General features: G+C 73.2%; 13 protein-coding genes. 3 read left to right on the plus strand and 10 right to left on the minus strand.

Going from position 1 to position 17,158, the window contains the following annotated elements; all coding sequences use genetic code 11:
* Positions 1–24: 24 nt before the first annotated feature.
* Together FXF65_RS06200 and FXF65_RS06205 are read left to right on the plus strand one after the other, a co-directional pair.
* The gene (locus FXF65_RS06200; protein WP_246198381.1) at positions 25–1,089 is read left to right on the plus strand and encodes a Dyp-type peroxidase; all 1,065 of its coding nucleotides are present in this window, start codon (positions 25–27) and stop codon (positions 1,087–1,089) included.
* Positions 1,086–1,889, plus strand: a complete 804-nt coding sequence (locus tag FXF65_RS06205; protein ID WP_148348719.1) for a family 1 encapsulin nanocompartment shell protein — start codon at positions 1,086–1,088, stop codon at positions 1,887–1,889. The genes FXF65_RS06200 and FXF65_RS06205 overlap by 4 nt, the downstream gene beginning before the upstream one ends.
* On the opposite strand, the gene FXF65_RS06210 is transcribed toward FXF65_RS06205, so the two are convergent.
* Genes FXF65_RS06210 through FXF65_RS06225 form a run of 4 tightly spaced genes read right to left on the minus strand, consistent with a single transcriptional unit; the run spans position 1,886 to position 7,595 of the window.
* Positions 1,886–3,223, minus strand: a complete 1,338-nt coding sequence (locus FXF65_RS06210; protein WP_148348720.1) for an amidohydrolase family protein — start codon at positions 3,221–3,223, stop codon at positions 1,886–1,888. The genes FXF65_RS06205 and FXF65_RS06210 overlap by 4 nt on opposite strands.
* Before the next feature lie 19 nt (positions 3,224–3,242).
* Positions 3,243–5,108 (minus strand): dipeptide/oligopeptide/nickel ABC transporter permease/ATP-binding protein, encoded by a 1,866-nt coding sequence (locus FXF65_RS06215; protein ID WP_148348721.1) that lies wholly within the window; start codon positions 5,106–5,108, stop codon positions 3,243–3,245.
* Entirely contained in the window at positions 5,105–6,049 is a 945-nt protein-coding gene (locus FXF65_RS06220; protein ID WP_148348722.1) for an ABC transporter permease, read from the minus strand. Before FXF65_RS06220 ends, FXF65_RS06215 begins: the two co-directional genes overlap by 4 nt.
* A 13-nt stretch (positions 6,050–6,062) precedes the next feature.
* Entirely contained in the window at positions 6,063–7,595 is a 1,533-nt protein-coding gene (locus FXF65_RS06225; protein ID WP_148348723.1) for an ABC transporter substrate-binding protein, read from the minus strand.
* Between the two features lie 540 nt (positions 7,596–8,135).
* Between FXF65_RS06225 and FXF65_RS06230 the strand changes: the two genes are divergently transcribed.
* Positions 8,136–9,101, plus strand: a complete 966-nt coding sequence (locus tag FXF65_RS06230; protein ID WP_187412122.1) for a LysR family transcriptional regulator — start codon at positions 8,136–8,138, stop codon at positions 9,099–9,101.
* 5 nt (positions 9,102–9,106) lie between these two features.
* Here FXF65_RS06230 and FXF65_RS06235 read toward each other — a convergent pair whose 3' ends face one another.
* The 6 genes from FXF65_RS06235 to FXF65_RS06260 are packed head-to-tail and all read right to left on the minus strand — an operon-like array spanning position 9,107 to position 17,157.
* Complete coding sequence (locus FXF65_RS06235) at positions 9,107–10,249, minus strand: CaiB/BaiF CoA transferase family protein (RefSeq protein WP_148348725.1); 1,143 nt, start codon at positions 10,247–10,249, stop codon at positions 9,107–9,109.
* Positions 10,249–11,952, minus strand: coding sequence for a urocanate hydratase (gene hutU / locus FXF65_RS06240; RefSeq protein WP_148348726.1), 1,704 nt, complete (start codon positions 11,950–11,952; stop codon positions 10,249–10,251). The genes FXF65_RS06235 and hutU overlap by 1 nt, the downstream gene beginning before the upstream one ends.
* Before the next feature lie 33 nt (positions 11,953–11,985).
* Positions 11,986–12,864, minus strand: coding sequence for an enoyl-CoA hydratase/isomerase family protein (locus tag FXF65_RS06245; RefSeq protein WP_148348727.1), 879 nt, complete (start codon positions 12,862–12,864; stop codon positions 11,986–11,988).
* A gap of 12 nt (positions 12,865–12,876) precedes the next feature.
* Complete coding sequence (locus tag FXF65_RS06250) at positions 12,877–15,162, minus strand: acetate--CoA ligase family protein (RefSeq protein WP_148348728.1); 2,286 nt, start codon at positions 15,160–15,162, stop codon at positions 12,877–12,879.
* Positions 15,152–16,303 carry an ABC transporter ATP-binding protein gene (locus tag FXF65_RS06255; protein WP_148348729.1) on the minus strand — a complete coding sequence of 384 codons (1,152 nt, stop codon included), beginning with the start codon at positions 16,301–16,303 and terminating at the stop codon, positions 15,152–15,154. The genes FXF65_RS06250 and FXF65_RS06255 overlap by 11 nt, the downstream gene beginning before the upstream one ends.
* Positions 16,300–17,157 (minus strand): ABC transporter permease, encoded by an 858-nt coding sequence (locus FXF65_RS06260; protein ID WP_148348730.1) that lies wholly within the window; start codon positions 17,155–17,157, stop codon positions 16,300–16,302. The genes FXF65_RS06255 and FXF65_RS06260 overlap by 4 nt, the downstream gene beginning before the upstream one ends.
* Between the last annotated feature and the right edge of the window lies 1 nt (position 17,158).

A 17,158-nucleotide genomic window follows, 5' to 3' on the forward strand; every position in this document is an offset into this window, starting at 1 on the left:
ACGCGGGGTGCGGAGGTGAAGCCGGTGGCAGGACGTGGCGAGTCGCAACGGGTGCTGATGCCGCCCGCGCAGGCGGCGATCTTCCTCGTCGTGACGGTGCGGGCGGGCGCGGAGGAGGCCGTCCGGGAGCTGTTCGCCGACATCGCGGGGCTGACCCGGTCGGTCGGGTTCCGCGTCCCGGACGGCGAGCTGAGCTGCGTGACCGGGATCGGCGCCGGGCTCTGGGACCGGATGTTCGACGGGCCGCGCCCCGCCGGGCTGCACCCGTTCCGGGAGCTGGCGGGCGCGGCGCACACCGCCGTGTCCACCCCCGGCGACCTGCTGTTCCACCTGCGGGCCTGCCGGATGGACCTGTGCTTCGAGCTGGCCGCCCGGCTGATGGAGCGGACGGACGGCTGGGCCGAGGTCGCCGACGAGGTGCACGGCTTCAAGTACTTCGACGAACGCGACCTGCTGGGCTTCGTCGACGGCACCGAGAACCCTGACGGGGCGGCGGCCGAGGCGGCGGTGTGCATCGGCGACGAGGACCCGGAGTTCGCGGGCGGCAGTTACGTCATCGTCCAGAAGTACCTGCACGACCTCAAGACGTGGGACGCGCTGCCGGTCGAGGAGCAGGAGCGCGTCATCGGCCGGACGAAACTGTCCGACATCGAACTGCCCGACGCCGTGAAACCGACGAACTCGCACGTCGCGCAGACGACGATCGTCGACCCGGACGGCACGGAACGCCAGATCGTCCGCGACAACCTGCCGTTCGGGACGTTCGGCTCCGCCGAGTTCGGCACCTATTTCATCGGCTATTCCGCCACGCCCGACGTGATCGAGCGGATGCTCCGCAACATGTTCATCGGCAATCCTCCGGGCAATTACGACCGCATCCTCGATTTCTCCACTGCGGTGACGGGCTGCCTGTTCTTCGTGCCCACGGCGGACTTCCTCGACGATCCCCCCGCGCGCGACGCGCTCGCCGCCGCCGTCCCGGCGCCAGCGCCCGAGGCCGAACCCGCCGAACCCGCCGAACCCGCTGCGTCGCCGGTCAGCGACGACTCTCTCCACATCGGCAGCCTGAACAGGAGCACCGCACGATGAACAATCTCCATCGCGAGCTGGCCCCGATCTCGGACGCGGCGTGGGCCGACCTTGAGGCGGAGGCGCGGCGCACCTTCACGAGCCATGTCGCGGGACGGCGGGTCGTCGACGTGACCGGGCCGGACGGTCCGACGCTCGCCGCCGTCGGGACCGGGCACGTCCGCCCGCTGGACCCGCCCGCCGACGGGGTGCTGGCGTCGCGGCGGGAGGCGCGGCACCTGGTCGAGCTGCGGGTGCCGTTCTCGGTGGAGCGGCGCGCCGTGGACGCGGTCGAGCGCGGCGCGCAGGACGCCGACTGGCAGCCGGTCAAGGACGCCGCCAAGAAGATCGCGTTCGCCGAGGACCGCGCCGCCCTGCACGGCTGGGCGGACGCGGGCATCGCCGGGCTCGCGCCGAGCAGCTCGAACAGCCCGCTGCCGCTGCCCGCCGACGTCCGCGAACTGCCCGCCACGGTCGCGCGGGCGGTCACGGCGCTGCGCGAGCAGGGGGTCGGCGGCCCGTACGACCTCCTGCTGTCGGCCGCCTCGTACACGGCGGTCGCGGAGAGCACCGACCACGGGTACCCGGTGTGGGACCACCTCGTGAAGCTCGTCCCGGAAGGGCAGATCATCTGGGCGCCCGCGCTGGACGGCGCGCTCCTCGTCTCGACCCGCGGCGGCGACTACGAACTGCGCCTCGGCCAGGACCTGTCGATCGGCTACCTGGCGCATGACGCGGAGCGCGTCCAGCTCTACTTCCAGGAGTCGCTCACGTTCATGGTGCACACGGCGGAGGCGAGCGTGGCGCTGCCGCCGAGCTAGTCCGGGGGCGGCTCCGCGGCGAGCACGTGGCTTCGGGCGCGGTCGACGAGGGCCGTGAGAAAGCCGGGGTCGACGCCGGTCAGGCGGCCTCCGCGCTTGCGGACCCGCCCCGCGACGAGCACGGTGTCGACGTCCTGGACGCCGCTCTGCAGCAGCAGGTGGGCGGCCGGGTCGCACAGCGACGTGCCGAACTCCGGTGCCCGCAGCAGGACGACGTCGGCCTGCTTTCCGGGGGTGAGCGAGCCGATCCGGTCGTCCAGGCCGAGGGCTCGCGCGCCCTCGATCGTGCCGTGCCGCAGCACGTCGCGCGCCGTCAGCGTCGGGACGCCGGGACGACGCCCGCTGCGCCCCTCCGCGCGCTCGGCGGCTCCGTCCAGGAAGTTCTGCACCTGGTGCGCCAGCCGCATCTGCGCGATCAGGTCGGAGTTGGTGAAGCTGGGGATGTCGCATCCCCACCCGATCCGAACGCCCCGCCGGATCGCCCGTCCGAGGACGGTGAACGGGGATCCGAGCCCGATCTCCACGCCGGGCGTGACGGAGATCGCCGCCCCGGCGTGGGCGAGCATGTCCAGCTCGCGGTCGGTGACCACGTTGCAGTGGACGAGGAGGAGGTTCGGCCCGAGCAGCCCAGCCTCGTGCATGGCCGTGACCTGGCCCGGGAAGTTGGAGTGGATCGTCATGCGGAGCCCCAGCTCGCGCGCCTGCGCGACCTCGCGGGCGCAGGTCGGGACGTCCACGGTCTCCAGGTCGCTGAGCGCGAGCATCAGCCCGACCCTGCCCTTGCCGCGCGCGGCGATCTCGCCGTTCAGCCGGACGGCGTCCGCCGACCGCTGGTCGTGCGTCGTGAAATGGCCGGGCGGCTTCGCGCGCAGGCTGTAGCCGTGCACCCCGCGCAGCCCGGCCGCGACCAGCCCCGCGACGGCCGCGTCCGCGTGCCCCGGCGAGACGATGCAGTGGCAGAAGTCCAGCGCGGTGGTGACCCCGTTCGACAGCAGCTCCAGTCCGCCGACGTAGCCGCCCGCGTAGACGTCGTCGGGACGGAACCGCGCCCGGTAGGGGAGCACCCGCTCGAAGTACTCGCCCGTCCACAGCTCGGACGCCATGCCGCGCAGGACGGTCTGCCACAGGTGGATGTGCGTGTCCACCAGGCCCGGCAGGACGATCATCCCGCTCGCGTCGATGACCGCGTCGGCGTCACCCGCCGCACCCGCCGCGACGACGGCGGCGATCACGTCGTCGTCGATGAGCAGGTCGCCGGACGGGAGGTCGCCCAGCGTGTCGTCCATGGTGACTAGGTGGCCGCCTCTGATGAGCGTCCGCCGTCCGTTCGCCATTCCGTCTCCTTTCCAGGGCCTATTCGCGCCCGAGAACCAGTTCGTCGCGGCGCAGGCAGCGGGCGCCGTCCGCGAACGGGACGGGCCCGGCCGCGCACGCGCCGACCGCGAACGCGCAGCGCGGCCGGAACCGGCATCCGGCGGGCCGCGCCCCCGGCTCCGGGACGGTCCCCGGCAGCGTCCGCAGCGCGCCCGCGACCTGCTCCGTCGCGCGCGGCGTGGCGGCGAGCAGCGCCGCCGTGTACGGGTGGCGCGGCGCCGCGAACAGCCGTGACGCGGGCGCGGTCTCCACGATCTGCCCCGCGTACATCACCGCGACCCGGTCGCACACCTCCGCCACGACGCCGAGGTCGTGGCTGATCAGCAGGATGGACGTCCGGAACCGTTCGCGCAGGTCGAGCAGCAGATCGAGGACCTGGCGCTGCACCGTCACGTCCAGCGCGGCGGTCGGCTCGTCCGCGACGAGCAGGCGCGGATCGCAGGCGAGCGCCTGCGCGATCATCACGCGCTGCGCCATCCCGCCGGAGAACTGGAACGGGTAGTCGTCGAGGCGGCGGCGCGCGTCCGGGACGCCGACCTGTGCGAGCAGCTCCGCCGCCCGCTCCCGCGCCGCCCTCCGCGACAGCCCGGCGTGCGTGCGCAGCGGCTCCGCGATCTGGCGCCCGACCGGATGGACGGGCGACAGCGCGTCCCACGGGTCCTGGAAGACCATCGCGATGCCGGGGCCGCGGACGCGGGCCAGCTCGGCGTCGGAGCGGCCGGTCAGCTCGCGCCCGTCCAGGCGGACCGCGCGCGCCCCGATCGTGCCCGGCGCGGGGACGAGCCCGGCGACCGCCAGCGCCGTCATCGTCTTCCCCGACCCGGACTCGCCGACCAGCCCGAAGACCTCCCCTTCGGCGACGTCGAAGGACACGCCGTCCACCACGGCGACCGGCCCGTCCTCCGAGGGGAAGCGGACGTCGAGCCCGCGCACCGTCAGCAACGCCATCCTCGATACCGCGCCGCCGGTCGCGTGGATGACGGGACGGCGGCGCGAGCGTCCCCACGGGAGGCCGGTGTCGCCCGCCCGGCCGAGCGCGTCGCGCAGCCCGTCGCCGAGGAGGTTGAACGCGAGGACGGTGCAGGTCACGGCCAGGCCGGGGAACACGGGGAGCCACGGCTGCTCCGCCGCGTACGTCCGGGACCTGTCGAGCATCTGGCCCCAGCTCGCCGTCCCGGTGCCGACGCCGAGCCCGAGGAAGCTCAGCATCGCCTCGAACAACTGCGCCACCCCAAGGAAGATCGACGCCTGGACGACCAGCGGCCCGGCGACGTTCGGCAGGATCTCCCCGACCATCGTCCGGAACCGGCCGAGCCCGAGGACGCGCGCCGCGTCGACGTACGCCCGCTCGCGCTCGACGAGGACGGCCCCGCGCGTGACGCGCAGCAGGTTCAGCGCGAACACGATCGAGATCGCCAGCATCGCGTTGGTCAGCCCCCGGCCGAGCGCCGCGATGATCGCGAACGCGAACAGCAGGGTCGGGATCGACCCGGCGACGTCCGCGAGGCGCATCGCGACGCGGTCCCACCAGCCGCCGAGGTAGCCGACCAGCAGGCCGAGCGGGACGCCCGCCGCCAGCCCCAGCGCGACCGCCTCGAACGACGCCGCGAGCGCGACCCGCGCGCCGAACATCATCCGGGAGAGCTGGTCGCGGCCGAGTTCGTCGGCGCCGAGCCAGTGCGCCGCGCTCGGTCCGGTGAGCCGGACGGAGAGGTCCACCCTGTCCGGCGGGTAGGGGGCGAGCACCGGTGCGGCCACCGCCGTCACGACGAGCACCAGCAGGTAGAGTGCGCAGGCCACGGTCACGGGCCGGGCCGGAGGCCGCCGCCGGACGTCCGCGTTCACCGCGGCCTCACCTTCGGGTCGAGGAGCCCGTAGCCGACGTCCACGGCGAGGTTGACGAGGACGACGACGCAGGCCACGAGCACGACGCCGCCCTGGACGACCGGGATGTCGTTGCGGACGACGCCGTCCAGCAGCAGCGTCCCGATCCCCGGCACGCCGAACACCCGCTCGATCACGAAGCTCACCGCGATCAGCGTCGACAGCTCCCAGCCGATGACGGTGAGCACCGGCGGCATGGCGTTGCGGAGCGCGTAGCCGGTCACGATGCGGCGGCGGGACGTCCCGGTGGCGCGCAGCGCCCGCACGTACGTCGCGCGCAGCGTCTCGGCCAGCGCGCCGCGCGCCTGCCGGGCGATCACCGCCGCCGAGGGCGCGCCCAGCGCGACGCCGGGCAGGACGAGCCCGCGCGCCCACGCGGCCGGGTCGTCCGAGAACGGCGTGTACCCGACCACCGGGAACCAGCGCAGCCGCACCCCGAACGCGAGGACGAGCAGCAGCGCCAGCCAGAACCCGGGCGTCGCCAGGGCGAGCGAGGCTAGGCCGGTCACCGCGCGGTCGACCGCCGACCCGGCGCGCAGCGCGGCGAGGATCCCGGCCGGGAGGCCGGCGGCCACGGCGACCAGCAGCCCGCCCGCGACCAGGCCGAGCGTCGCGGGCAGCCGCTCGCCGAACGACGCGAGGACGGCCCGGTCGGTGAACAGCGACCGGCCGAGGTCGCCCCGGACGGCGGCGCCGAGCCACGTCCAGAACTGGACGGCGAGGGGCCGGTCGTAGCCGAGGGCGTGCCGCAGCTCGGCCCGCTGGGCGTCGCTCGCGCCGTCCCCGAGGACCTGCCGCACCGGGTCGGTGTCGGTCGCGCGCACCAGCAGGAACACGAACGCCGACACCATCAGCAGCATCGGGACGAGCGCGAGCGCCCGCCCGAGGAGGAGCCTTCCCATGCCGTCCACCGGGTCAGCGCCGGGGGGTCGCTTCCCAGTAGCGGAAGACCGAGGGCGCGAAACGGGTGGGCACGATGTTCGACACGTTCTTCGGATCCCACGCGAGCACGATCGGGTAGCTGAGGAAACCGCAGTCGAGCGCCTGGTCGTTGATGAGCTTCGTCATCTGCTGCCAGACGGCGGTCTGCTTTCCGGGGTCGCTCTCGCCGAGGCCCTGTTCCGCCAGCCGGTCGAGTTCCGGGGTGCGCGCTTTGTAGGGGTTGCCGGAGCCCTGGGGGCTGAACCTGTACCGGTAATAGTCGTAGGGGCCCGCGTCCTCGCTCGTGCTCGTGTTGTACGCGGCGGCGTATTTCCCGGTGTCGAACGTGCTGAAATACTGCGCGGTCGACATCTTCTCGACTTTGACGGTCGCGCCCGCCGCGCCGAGTTGCGACCGGACGAGTTCGCCCAGCAGGTCCGTGCCCGGGAAGACAGGCAGCGTGAAGCTCACGTTCTTCCCCGCGAGCAACGACTTCGCCTGGGCCGGATCATGCGAATACCCCTGGACGAGCGGGTCGAAGCCCGGCTGGCCCCGGTCGAACCGCTGGCCGTAGGTCTCGCCGAGACCGTCGAACTGGCCGGTGAGGATCGCCTTGGTGTCGAGCGCCTGGCAGATTCCCTGCCGCACCTTGGGATCGGCGAAGGTCTTCTTACGGTCGAAGAACAGGAAGTGGTAGCGCAGCGCCGGATACCAGAGCGTCTTGAATCCTTGCGCCTCCGCCCGCCTGCGCATCTCCGGCAGGATGGAGGCCACGTCCACCTTGTTCGTGGCGAGCGCGTTGAAGCGTGACTCGTCGTCCCCGATCGGGTAGATCTCCAGCTTTTTCGCGCCGACTTCCTTGGGCGCGTAGTACTCGCGGAAATAGGCGAGCACGACCTTCGAGTCGCGGACGGACGCCGAAGTGTCGAACGCCCAAGGCCCGGTCCCCACCGGCTTTTCCTTGAACGTCCCAGCCTTGATGGACGCCGGACTCAGCATGTATCCGCCGCGATCGGCGAGCTGGGCGACCAGCGTCGGGGCGGGACGCTTCAACTTCAAGGTCACGTGCGAAGCGTCGTCGGCGACGACGTCGGAGACCGGTTCCAACATCGCCTGGTATTGACTCGGCTCTTTGCGGACGCGGTCGAGATTCGCCTTCACCGCCGCCGCGTCGAACGGCGTGCCGTCGTGGAACACCACGCCCTGCCGGAGGGTGAAGGCGATCTCCGTCGGGGTCTGCTGCCAGGACGCGGCGAGCCGCGGCCGCAGCGCGACGCCGTCCGCCGCCCTCTCCACCAGGGTCTGGTAGACGGTCGAGAGGTAGGTCGTGTTGGGCTGGGTGAGGTTGTCCCAGTTGTCGAGGGTGATGCCGACGCCGAACCGGAGCGTCCCCCGCGGGCCCGACGCGTCCTCCCGTCCCGGGACGGCCGGCTCGTCGCTGGCGGAGCAGGCCGCGAGCGCGGCCGACGCGGCGAACACGGAGACGGCGGAGACCAGGGCCACGAGGACGGGCGATCGCTTCTTCATCGCCGCCGAGTCTCCATTTCGGCCGCATTTAGTGTCAATCGTTCGACCCGCCGATTGATCATCGACTTATGGGACCGGTCCATTTCCCCTGCTGGCCGTCAATGGCCGCGCCCAACCGGCGATAAGGGACGGATATATAGGCCGCCGACCGGCCGGAATGGGCCGGCACCGCACCGGCGGCCGGGGGGCACGGCCGGTGCGGCACCGGCGCGGGCCCGGCGACCTCCCCCGCCGAGGAAGGCCGAGCCTCCTCTCGTCCGGGACCCACGGGAGAGCCGTCCCGGACGAGAGCGTCCCCGCGGCGCGCCTGCCGCCGGGCGGGCCGTCCCGCGGGGAGGCGGGACGACCCGGGGCATGTCGACGCCGATGCCACCGCGGACGGGAGCGGTCCGCCGTGCGGGCCGGCGCGGAGGAGGCTGTGCACGAGATCTCCAGGTCCGGAAGCCCGCATCGGGTGGTGCGTCGTGGTGCCCGACGCAGAGAAGAATGGCATCGGGAACGCTCTTGCGGCTCCCCCCAAACAGGCATAACTTCCCGGCTATGCAAGTTGAGTTGCGGCATTTACGGGTGCTCACCCAGTTGGCCGAGACGGGCAGCATCACCCGCGCGGCGGCCACTCTCGGCGTTTCACAGCCGACGCTGAGCAACCAGTTGCGGCGGATCGAGAAGGCGTTCGGCGGGCCGCTCTTCGTGCGCGGCGCGACGGGCATCACGCCGACCCCGCTGGGACGGCACGTCCTGGCGCGGGCGCGGGGCGTGCTGGCCGACATGGACGACCTCCTGGCGACGCTGCCGGGCGGCGGGTCCCGGTCCGGGATCCGGCTCGGCACGCACCCGCACATCCTGCTGGGCGAATGGCTGCGCAGCCTGGAGAGCGAGCTGCCGCACCGCGCGATGACGACGAGCCTGGACTTCTCCGGCGCGGTGCTGACGCAGCTGCTGGCCAACGACCTGGTCGACGTGGTGTTCATGGGACGCGTCGCCGACCACCACGCGCCGCCGTGCCCGCCGGGCACGACCGAGCGGGTGATCACGGTCGAGCCGTGCGGGATAGCGCTCGCCTCGTCCCACCCGCTGGCCCGCCGGAGCCGGGTCTCCCTGACCGACCTGGCGGGGGAGACCTGGATCCCGCCGCAGGGCGGCGACGACGGCGGCACCGCCATGCTCCGCGCCGCCTGCGAGGCCGCCGGGTACACGCCCCGCTTCCGCTACGCGGGCATGGACATGGGCAGCACGGTCGGGTTCGTCGCCGCCGGGTTCGCGATCACCCTGGCGTCTCCGACCTGGCAGCCCGGCGACGGCATCACGATCGTCGCGCTGTCGGGCCATGCGACCGACTCCTACCGCGTGCTGCGCTGGCGGACGTCCACGGTCCCGGCGAACGAGATCGACATCCTGCACCGCACCTACCACGAGCTGTACAAGCCGGTCGTGCAGCGCAACAGCGTCACGCTGCCCTGGCTCGCCGACAACCCGGACGCCCGCCCGCGCACCATCGACGTCTGATCGGTCTATGTGGCCCCGGACGGGTCGGGGTCGAGGATCTCGTCGGTGTGCTGGCCGATCGACGGCGGTCCGGCGGCGAACGCCTTGTCGACCACCGGCAGCGGCGACCCCGGCACGAACACCTCGCCGGGGCCGCTCTCCAGCGGGATCGACCGCACCATGCCGCGATGCCGCACGTGCGGGTCGTCCACCAGCCGCTCCACGCTGAAGATCGGGCTGCACGGGACGCCGACCTCGCCCATCCGCGCGACGACCTCGTCCACCGTGTGCGCGCCGGTCCACGCCTCGATCACGCGGTCGAGGTCGTCGCGGTGTTCGAGCCGGGTGTCGGCGGCGGTTCCGGTGAAGTAGGAGAGCAGCTCCGGGGCGTCCACGACGCCCGCGAGCGCCGTCCACATCCGCAGCGTCATCGGCGCCATGTAGACGTGGCCGTCCGCCGCCGGATACGTCCCGGCGTACGACCGCCGCACCTTGCTGCCGACCCGCATCGGGCTGACGCCGAGCTGGAGCACCTCCGCCAGGCACGGGCCGAGCAGCGACATCATGCTGTCGAGCATGCTCAGGTCGGTGAACGAGCCCTCGCCCGTGCCCTGCCGCTTACTCAACCCGAACATCACCGCGAGCGCCGCGTAGAGGCCCGTCACGTGGTCGGGGACGAAGAGGCCCGCCTGCATCGGCGTCCCGTCCGGCTCCCCGGTCAGGTGGACGAGCCCCGACATCGCCTGGATGATCCCGTCGAACGCCGGGCGCTTCGCGTACGGGCTGTCGTTGCCGAACCCGCTGGCGTGCACGTACACGAGGCCCGGGTTGACCTCCCTGGCCTGCGCGTATCCGAAGCCGAGCCGCTCGGGGATGCCGACCGCGTAGTTGGTGACCACCACGTCCGCCGACCGGAGCAGGGTGACGAGGGCCTCCTGCCCGGCGTCGGTCTTCAGGTCGAGCATGACGCTGCGCTTGTTGCGGTTCAGCGCGTGGAAGTAGACGTCGTTGTACGACAGGGTCTCGGTGCCCCGGCTGGCGTCGCCCTCCGGCGGCTCGATCTTGATCACGTCCGCGCCCTGGTCGGCGAGGATCTGGCCGCAGAACGGCCCGGCGATGTAGTGCCCGAACTCCAGTACGCGGATGTCGCTCAGGGGCGCGGCGTCCATCAGGTCCCCTCTCCAGCGCCGTGGCCCTCGCGGGCCGCGGCGGCGTTCAGGCTCGGCATGCGGATGCCCTGCTCGGCGGCGAACTCGACGGCGCGCCGGTACCCGGCGTCGGCGTGCCGGACGACGCCGGAGCCGGGGTCGTTGGTCATCACCCGGTCGACGCGGAGCGCGGCCTGCGGCGTGCCGTCGGCGACCACGACCATCCCGGTGTGGATGGACCGTCCGACGCCCGTCCCGCCGCCGTGCTGCACGCCGACCCAGGTCGCGCCGCTCGCGGTGTTCAGCATCGCGTTCAGCACCGGCCAGTCGGCGATGGCGTCGCTGCCGTCGATCATGGCCTCGGTCTCCCGGTACGGAGACGCGACCGAGCCCGAGTCGAGGTGCTCGCGCCCGAGCACGACGGGCGCGCTGACCTTCCCGTCCCGGACCAGGTCGTTGATCAGTTTGCCCGCGCGGGCGCGCTCGCCGTAGCCGAGCATGCAGGTCCGCGCGGGCAGCCCCTGGACGCGGACGTGCCGCGCCGCGAGCCGCAGCCACCGGGTGACCGACTCGTTGTCGGCGAACTCCGCCAGCATCGCCGCGTCGATCGTCGCGATGTCGGCCGGGTCGCCGGACAGCGCGATCCACCGGCAGTGCCCCTTCGCCTCGCAGAACAGCGGGCGGATGTAGGCGACGATGAAGCCGGGGAAGTCCAGGGCCCGCTTGAACCCGCCGAGGTCGGCCTCGACGCGGATCCCGTTGCCGTACTCGAACACCTCCGCGCCCCGGTCGAGCAGCGCGCACAGCGCCTCGACGTGGTCGGCCATGGCGGCGCGGGCGTGCAGGACGTAGGTCTTCGGGTCGTGGACGCGCATGTCGGCGGCGTCCCCCGGAGACAGGTCGGGCACCGCGTAGAGGAGCGGGTCGTGCGCCGACGTCTGGTCGGTCGCGATGTCGACCGGGACGTCGCGGGCGACGATCTGCGGCAGCACCTCGGCGGCGTTCGCGAGCAGCCCGATCGACAGGGCGCGCTTCTGCTCCCGCGCCGCGAGCGCCAGGGACAGGGCGTGGTCGAGGTCCTCGGCCTGGGTGTCGAGGTAGCCGAGCCGCATCCGCCGGTCGATCTTGTCCTGGTCGACCTCCAGGCACAGGGCGACGCCGCCGTTCATGGCGATCGCGAGGGGCTGCGCGCCGCCCATCCCGCCGAGTCCCGCCGTGACGGTGAGGGTCCCGGCGAGCGTGCCGCCGAACCGCTTGGCCGCCACCGCCGAGAACGTCTCGTAGGTGCTCTGCAGGATGCCCTGCGACCCGATGTAGGCCCATGAGCCAGCCGTCATCTGGCCGAACATGGTGAGGCCCGCGTCCTCCAGGCGGCGGAACTCCTCCAGCGTCGCCCACTCCGGGACGATCATCGCGTTGGAGATCAGCACGCGCGGCGCCCACTCGTGCGTCCGGAACACCGCCACCGGGCGGCCCGACTGCACGAGCATCGTCTCGTCGTCCGCCAGGTCGCGCAGCGTGGCGACGATGGCGTCGAAGTCCTGCCAGGACCGCGCCGCCCGGCCGTTGCCGCCGTAGACGACCAGGTCGTCGGGGCGTTCGGCGACGTCCGGGTCCAGGTTGTTCATGAGCATGCGCAGGGCGGCCTCCTGCGCCCAGCCCCGGCAGGTCAGTTCGACGCCGTGGGGCGCCCTGACCGTCCGCGCTCCTGCCGTCCTTGCCATCGACTCTCCTCCGATCACGTGGGAACGCCCGCCCTATTCGCCGGGCTCGGCGTCGCCGGGCTTCGCGGCCCGCGGCCCGAACGGCTCGGGGCGGAACGGCCCGTCGCGGGCGTCGAGGAACGCGCGGAGCCCGCCCTCGGCCTTCGCCGCGTTGAGCCGTTCGCGGCCCGGCCCGTAGGAGGAGTGGGCCATCGCGTTGAGCGCGCCGTTCAGCAGCAGGCCGCTGTCGATCCCGGCGGCGCGCAGGCCCTGCATGGTGATCGCCTTGTTCAGCCGCACCGACGCGGCCGGGACCAGCGCGATCCGCCGCCCCAGCGCCCGCGCCGCGTCCAGCAGCTCGTCGGCCGGGACGACCTCGTTCACCACGCCGATGCGCAGCGCCTCGGCGGCGTCGAAGTGGTCGCCGGTCAGCGCGTAGCGGTTGGCGTTCTTCCACCCGCACAGCGCGGCGAACAGGAAGATGGAGCTGGACGTCATCCGCACCTCGGGCTGCGCGAACACCGCGTCCGCCGAGGCGATGGTGATGTCGCAGGCCAGGCCGTACCAGAACCCGCCGCCCATGCACCAGCCGTTGACCGCCGCGATCACCGGCTTCGGCAGGCTCCAGATCTCCCGCAGGTGGTCGAGCTCGCCGCTGTTGCGGTCGTACCACCCGCCGATCACGTCCTCCGGGTACCGGGACGCCGGGTCGGACGCCCCCTCGACCGCGCCCATGTCGTAGCCGGAGCAGAACGCCCGCCCGGCCCCGGTCAGGACGATCGCGCGGACGTCCGGGTCGGCCCCGGCGGTGCGCAGCGCGTCGTGCAGCTCCCGTTCGAGCTCGGCCGACAGGGCGTTCATGACCTCCGGGCGGTTGAGGGTGATGGTGGCGACGGCGTCGTCCACCTCGTACAGGATCGTTGCGTAGTCCACGATGGAGCGTTCCTAACGGGTCTGCGGACGAGGGAGCCGGACGGTCTTGGATGCGGCGCTGTTCGAGGCGGCGCTGTTCGAGGCGGCGACGATCCGGAGGTCGAGCACCCGCACGCCGCGCCCCCGAGGCAGGACGGCGACCGGGTTCAGGTCGATCTCCACCGCCGCCTCGCGCAGGTCGGCGGCGAGCCGCGCGACGCGCGGGACGAGGTCGGCGAACGCGTCGGCGTCGGCGGGCGGGGCGCCGCGATAGCCCGCGAACAGGCGGGCGAGGGGCGTCCCGGCGACCATGCGGCGGACGTCGTCCGGCGACACGGGCGGCAGCGCCAGCGCCGGGTCGGGCTGCAGCTCGACCAGCGTCCCGCCCGCGCCGAGCGCCAGGACCTGCCCGAACACCGGGTCGGGCACGCAGCCGACGAACGCCTCCACGCCGCCCGCGACCAGTTCCTCCACGACGACCTGCGGGGCGGGCTCGCCGAGGTGGCGCGCCACCGACGCCGTGACCGCCTCGTACGCCGCCCGCACCTCCGCCGGAGTGGACGGCCCGACCACGACCCCGCCGACGTCGCTCTTGTGGACGACCTTCGGCGACGCCGTCTTCACCACGACCGGGAACCCGATCGAGTCCGCCGCCGCGACCGCCTCGTCCGCCGACTCGGCGACGATCCGCTCAGGCAGCGGCAGCCCGTACCGCTCGGCCAACTCGGCGAGCACGTCCTGGGAGACCTGCCCTCTCGCCTCCAGCGCGGGCAGCACGTCCCGCAGGGCCGCCGGGTCCGGACGCGGCGGCTCCGCCACGGCGACCGGGTTGTGCGTGGCGGCGGCCGTGACGGCGGCGATCGCGGCCATCCCGGCGCGGGTGCCGTGCACGACGGGGATGTCGGATCCGGCGAGTGCCTCGGCGGCGAACGGGTGCAGCCCGCCGCCGTAGTTGGACAGCACCATGACCGGCGTCCCGGACCGCTCCCGGACGCCCGGCAGCGTCGCCAGCAGCCGGGAGTAGGACGTGGCGAGCCGGTCGCCCAGCGCGGGCGGCGCGTCCAGGATCACCGTGACGAGGTCGACGCCCGGGTCTCCGGCGACGGCCGCCGCGAGCCGTCCGAACCGGTCGGGGTCCCCGACGAGTTGGCCGGTGCCGTCGAGCGGGTTGGCGATCGTCGCGAAGTCCGGCAGGATCTCCGCGAGCTCCTCGCGAGTGCCCGCTGCCAGGTCGGCCAGCCGCACCGCCCCGTCTTCCGTGTTCTCTGTGGAGGGACGACCCCCCACGCCCCCCGGAGCGCCCTTGTGAACGCCGAAGTCCGCCGCCATATCCGAGACGAGCCCGATCTCGCCGCCGGACAGGCCGACGAACGCGACCCGGTTCCCCTTCGGACGGGTGTGCAGGGTCGACAGCGCGACGAGCGCCTCCGTCAGCTCGTCGAAGTCGGTGACCGGCACGATCCCGGCCCGGCGGCAGAACGCCGCGTAGGCCCGCGCGTCCCCGGCGATCGCGCCGGTGTGGGACGCGACGTTCCGCGCGCCGAGTTCCGTCCGGCCGACCTTCAGCGCGACCACGGCGACGCCGTTGTCGTGGCCCTTCCGCACCGCAGCCAGGACGCCTTCGGCGTCGCTGAGGCCCTCGACCACGATCCCGACCGCGCGGGTCGACGGGTCCTGGACGAAGTAGTCCAGGTAGTCGGCCAGCCCGGTCACGGTCTCGTTGCCGCTGGACACGACGTAGGAGAACCCGAGCCGTCCCGAGCCCGCGAGCAGGATGCAGCCGGAGCCCGACTGCGACACGACGGCGACCGGGCCGGGCCGCAGGTCCGCCCCGAAGTCGGTGCCGGTGAGCCACAGGTCGCGGCCCGGGTTGAACGCGCCCAGGCAGTTCGGGCCGACCAGGCTCATGCCGTGCCGCGCGGCGAGGCCGCGCAGCTCGGCGGCCCGCGCCGCGCCGTCCGCGGTCTCCTCGAACCCCGAGGCGAACACGACCGCGCCCCGGCAGCCCTTCTCGCCCGCCTGCCGGACGACCTCGGTCACCGTCCCGGCGGGCGTGCAGACCAGCGCCACCGACGGGGTGTCGGGGACGTCGGCGAGCGTCGGGTACACGGGGACGCCGTCGACGTCCCGGCCGCTCGGATGCACGCCGTACACGCCGCCGCCGAACCCCGACCGGCGCAGGTTCGCGAGGATCCGGCCGCCGGTCGAGCCCGGTCGCTCCGACAGCCCGACGATCACCACGCTCTTCGGGTTCAGCAGGTCGTGCAGGGCGGGCTGGCGGTACGTCCCGTCACCGGTCCCGCCGCCGTCACTTCTCATGGGGCACCGCCGCCACCTGGGTGGTGTCGAGGTAGGCGGTCAGCGTCCCGCCGTGCCGGATCGCCTCGCGGGCGTCGCGCGGGAGGGTGGCGCGCAGCGTCACGCCCTCGGCCGTGCGGACCGTGACCCGGACGGAGTTGCCCAGGTACAGGTCGTCGAGCACCACCAGTTCGAGGCGCGCGGGCGCGGCCCCGGCGGGCACCAGGCTCAGCGCCTCCTCGGGGATGCTGAGCCCGACGCGCTCGGCCCGCTCCAGCGGCTGCCCGCACACGACGTCCATGTCGCATCCGGCGAACGCGACCCGCGCCCGCTCGCCGCTGACCTCGGACAAGGCCGCCTCGGCGACGTTGTGCCCGCCGAAGAAGCTCGCGACGAACCCGGTGCGCGGACGGGTGTACAGCTCCTCGGCCGTCCCGACCGCGTCGATGCGCCCGTCGTGCATGATGACGATCCAGTCCGAGAGGGTCAGCGCCTCCTCGCGGTCGTGCGTGACGTAGACGGTCGTCGCCGCGGCCTCCTGGTGCAGCCGCCGCAGCTCCACCGCCATGCGCATGCGCAGCTCGCGGTCGAGGGCGCCGAGCGGCTCGTCCATCAGCAGGAGCTGCGGCCGGAACGCCAGCGCCCGCGCCACCGCGACCCGCTGCTGCTGCCCGCCGGACAGCTCGCGCGGGAGGCGTCCGCCCAGCTCGCCGAGGCCGACGAGCTCCAGCATCTCGGCCACCCGCCGCGCGCGGTCGGCCTTCGGCCAGCGGCGCATCTTCAGCCCGTAGGCGATGTTGTCCGCGGCCGTCATGTGCGGGAACAGCGCGTAGTTCTGGAACACCATCCCGATCTCGCGCGACGCGGGCGGGACGCGGGTGACGTCCCGGCCGTCGATGAGGATCTCGCCCTCGTCGGGCGCGAGGAACCCGGCGACGAGCCGCAGGATCGTCGTCTTGCCCGACCCGCTCGGCCCGAGCACGGTGACGAAGTTGCCCCGGTCGGCGACCAGGTCGATGCCGCGCAGCGCCTCCGTCCCGCCGAACCGCTTGATCAGCCCGCGCAGTTCCAGCCCGGCCCGCGCGGGCGGGGCGGCGGCGCCGGAGGTCCCGGGCTCCGCCGCGACCTCCGGCCGCGGCTCCTTGCGTGCCCTGACGTTCATACCTTCCTCCGCAGCAGGAATGCGAGCGAGCCGACGACACCGGTGCCCGCCATGAGCAGGGTCGCGATCGCGGTGATGTTGGGATCGAGTCCCGTCTTGACGTTGTCGAAGATGGCCTTCGGGAGGGTGACCGTCCCGGGGCCGCCGAGGAAGTTGATCAGTACCGCCTCGTCGAAGCTCGTGATGAACGCGAAGATGTAGGACGCGCCGATCGCGGGCAGCAGCAGCCGCAGCGTGATCCCGACCATCGCGCGCGGCCGGGACGCGCCGAGCGTCATCGCGACCAGCTCGGTCTCGGCGGGCAGCCGCGCCATCGCCGACCCGAGGATCAGCAGGACGAACGGCAGCCCGTGCACCGCGTACGTCAGCACCAGCGCCGCCATGTTGCTGGTCAGCCTGAACTGCACGAACAGCGTGTACAGCGCCACCGCGTACGCGACGCCGGGGATCACCAGCGGGCTCAGCCCGATCGCCTGGAGCAGCCCCTTCAGCCGCAGCCGCGACCGGTGCAGCGCGAACACCGCCGGGATGCCGATCAGCAGCGCGAGCGCCGCCGACACGGTCGCCAGCTTGAACGACAGCACCATCGCGTCGATCCAGGTGTCCGAGCCGAGGAACGACCGGTACTGGCGCAGCCCCCACGACTTCGGCGGGAACTGGAGCACCTCCGCGTTGGAGAACGACAGCACGACGACGCACACGATCGGCACGCCGAGGAAGAACACGGCGAGGCCGCGCACGACCAGGTCGGCGGCGCGCATGCCGCGGGCGAGGGCCCGGCGTCCGACCGTGTCGAGCACGACCCGCGCCGGCGCGGCCCGCGCGGTGGACGAGGACAGGGTGTCGGTCGTCATC

The organism is Actinomadura syzygii (assembly GCF_008085905.1).
GTDB lineage: Bacteria > Actinomycetota > Actinomycetes > Streptosporangiales > Streptosporangiaceae > Spirillospora > Spirillospora syzygii.

Excerpts from the sequence above, each read along its gene's own strand:
- FXF65_RS06205 (WP_148348719.1), top strand. The coding sequence starts at position 1,086 with ATGAACAATCTCCATCGCGAGCTGGCCCCGATCTCGGACGCGGCGTGG.
- FXF65_RS06210 (WP_148348720.1), bottom strand. The coding sequence starts at position 3,223 with ATGGCGAACGGACGGCGGACGCTCATCAGAGGCGGCCACCTAGTCACC.
- FXF65_RS06220 (WP_148348722.1), bottom strand. The coding sequence starts at position 6,049 with ATGGGAAGGCTCCTCCTCGGGCGGGCGCTCGCGCTCGTCCCGATGCTG.
- FXF65_RS06225 (WP_148348723.1), bottom strand. The coding sequence starts at position 7,595 with ATGAAGAAGCGATCGCCCGTCCTCGTGGCCCTGGTCTCCGCCGTCTCC.
- FXF65_RS06230 (WP_187412122.1), top strand. The coding sequence starts at position 8,136 with ATGCAAGTTGAGTTGCGGCATTTACGGGTGCTCACCCAGTTGGCCGAG.
- FXF65_RS06235 (WP_148348725.1), bottom strand. The coding sequence starts at position 10,249 with ATGGACGCCGCGCCCCTGAGCGACATCCGCGTACTGGAGTTCGGGCAC.
- hutU (WP_148348726.1), bottom strand. The coding sequence starts at position 11,952 with ATGGCAAGGACGGCAGGAGCGCGGACGGTCAGGGCGCCCCACGGCGTC.
- FXF65_RS06250 (WP_148348728.1), bottom strand. The coding sequence starts at position 15,162 with ATGAGAAGTGACGGCGGCGGGACCGGTGACGGGACGTACCGCCAGCCC.
- FXF65_RS06255 (WP_148348729.1), bottom strand. The coding sequence starts at position 16,303 with ATGAACGTCAGGGCACGCAAGGAGCCGCGGCCGGAGGTCGCGGCGGAG.
- FXF65_RS06260 (WP_148348730.1), bottom strand. The coding sequence starts at position 17,157 with ATGACGACCGACACCCTGTCCTCGTCCACCGCGCGGGCCGCGCCGGCG.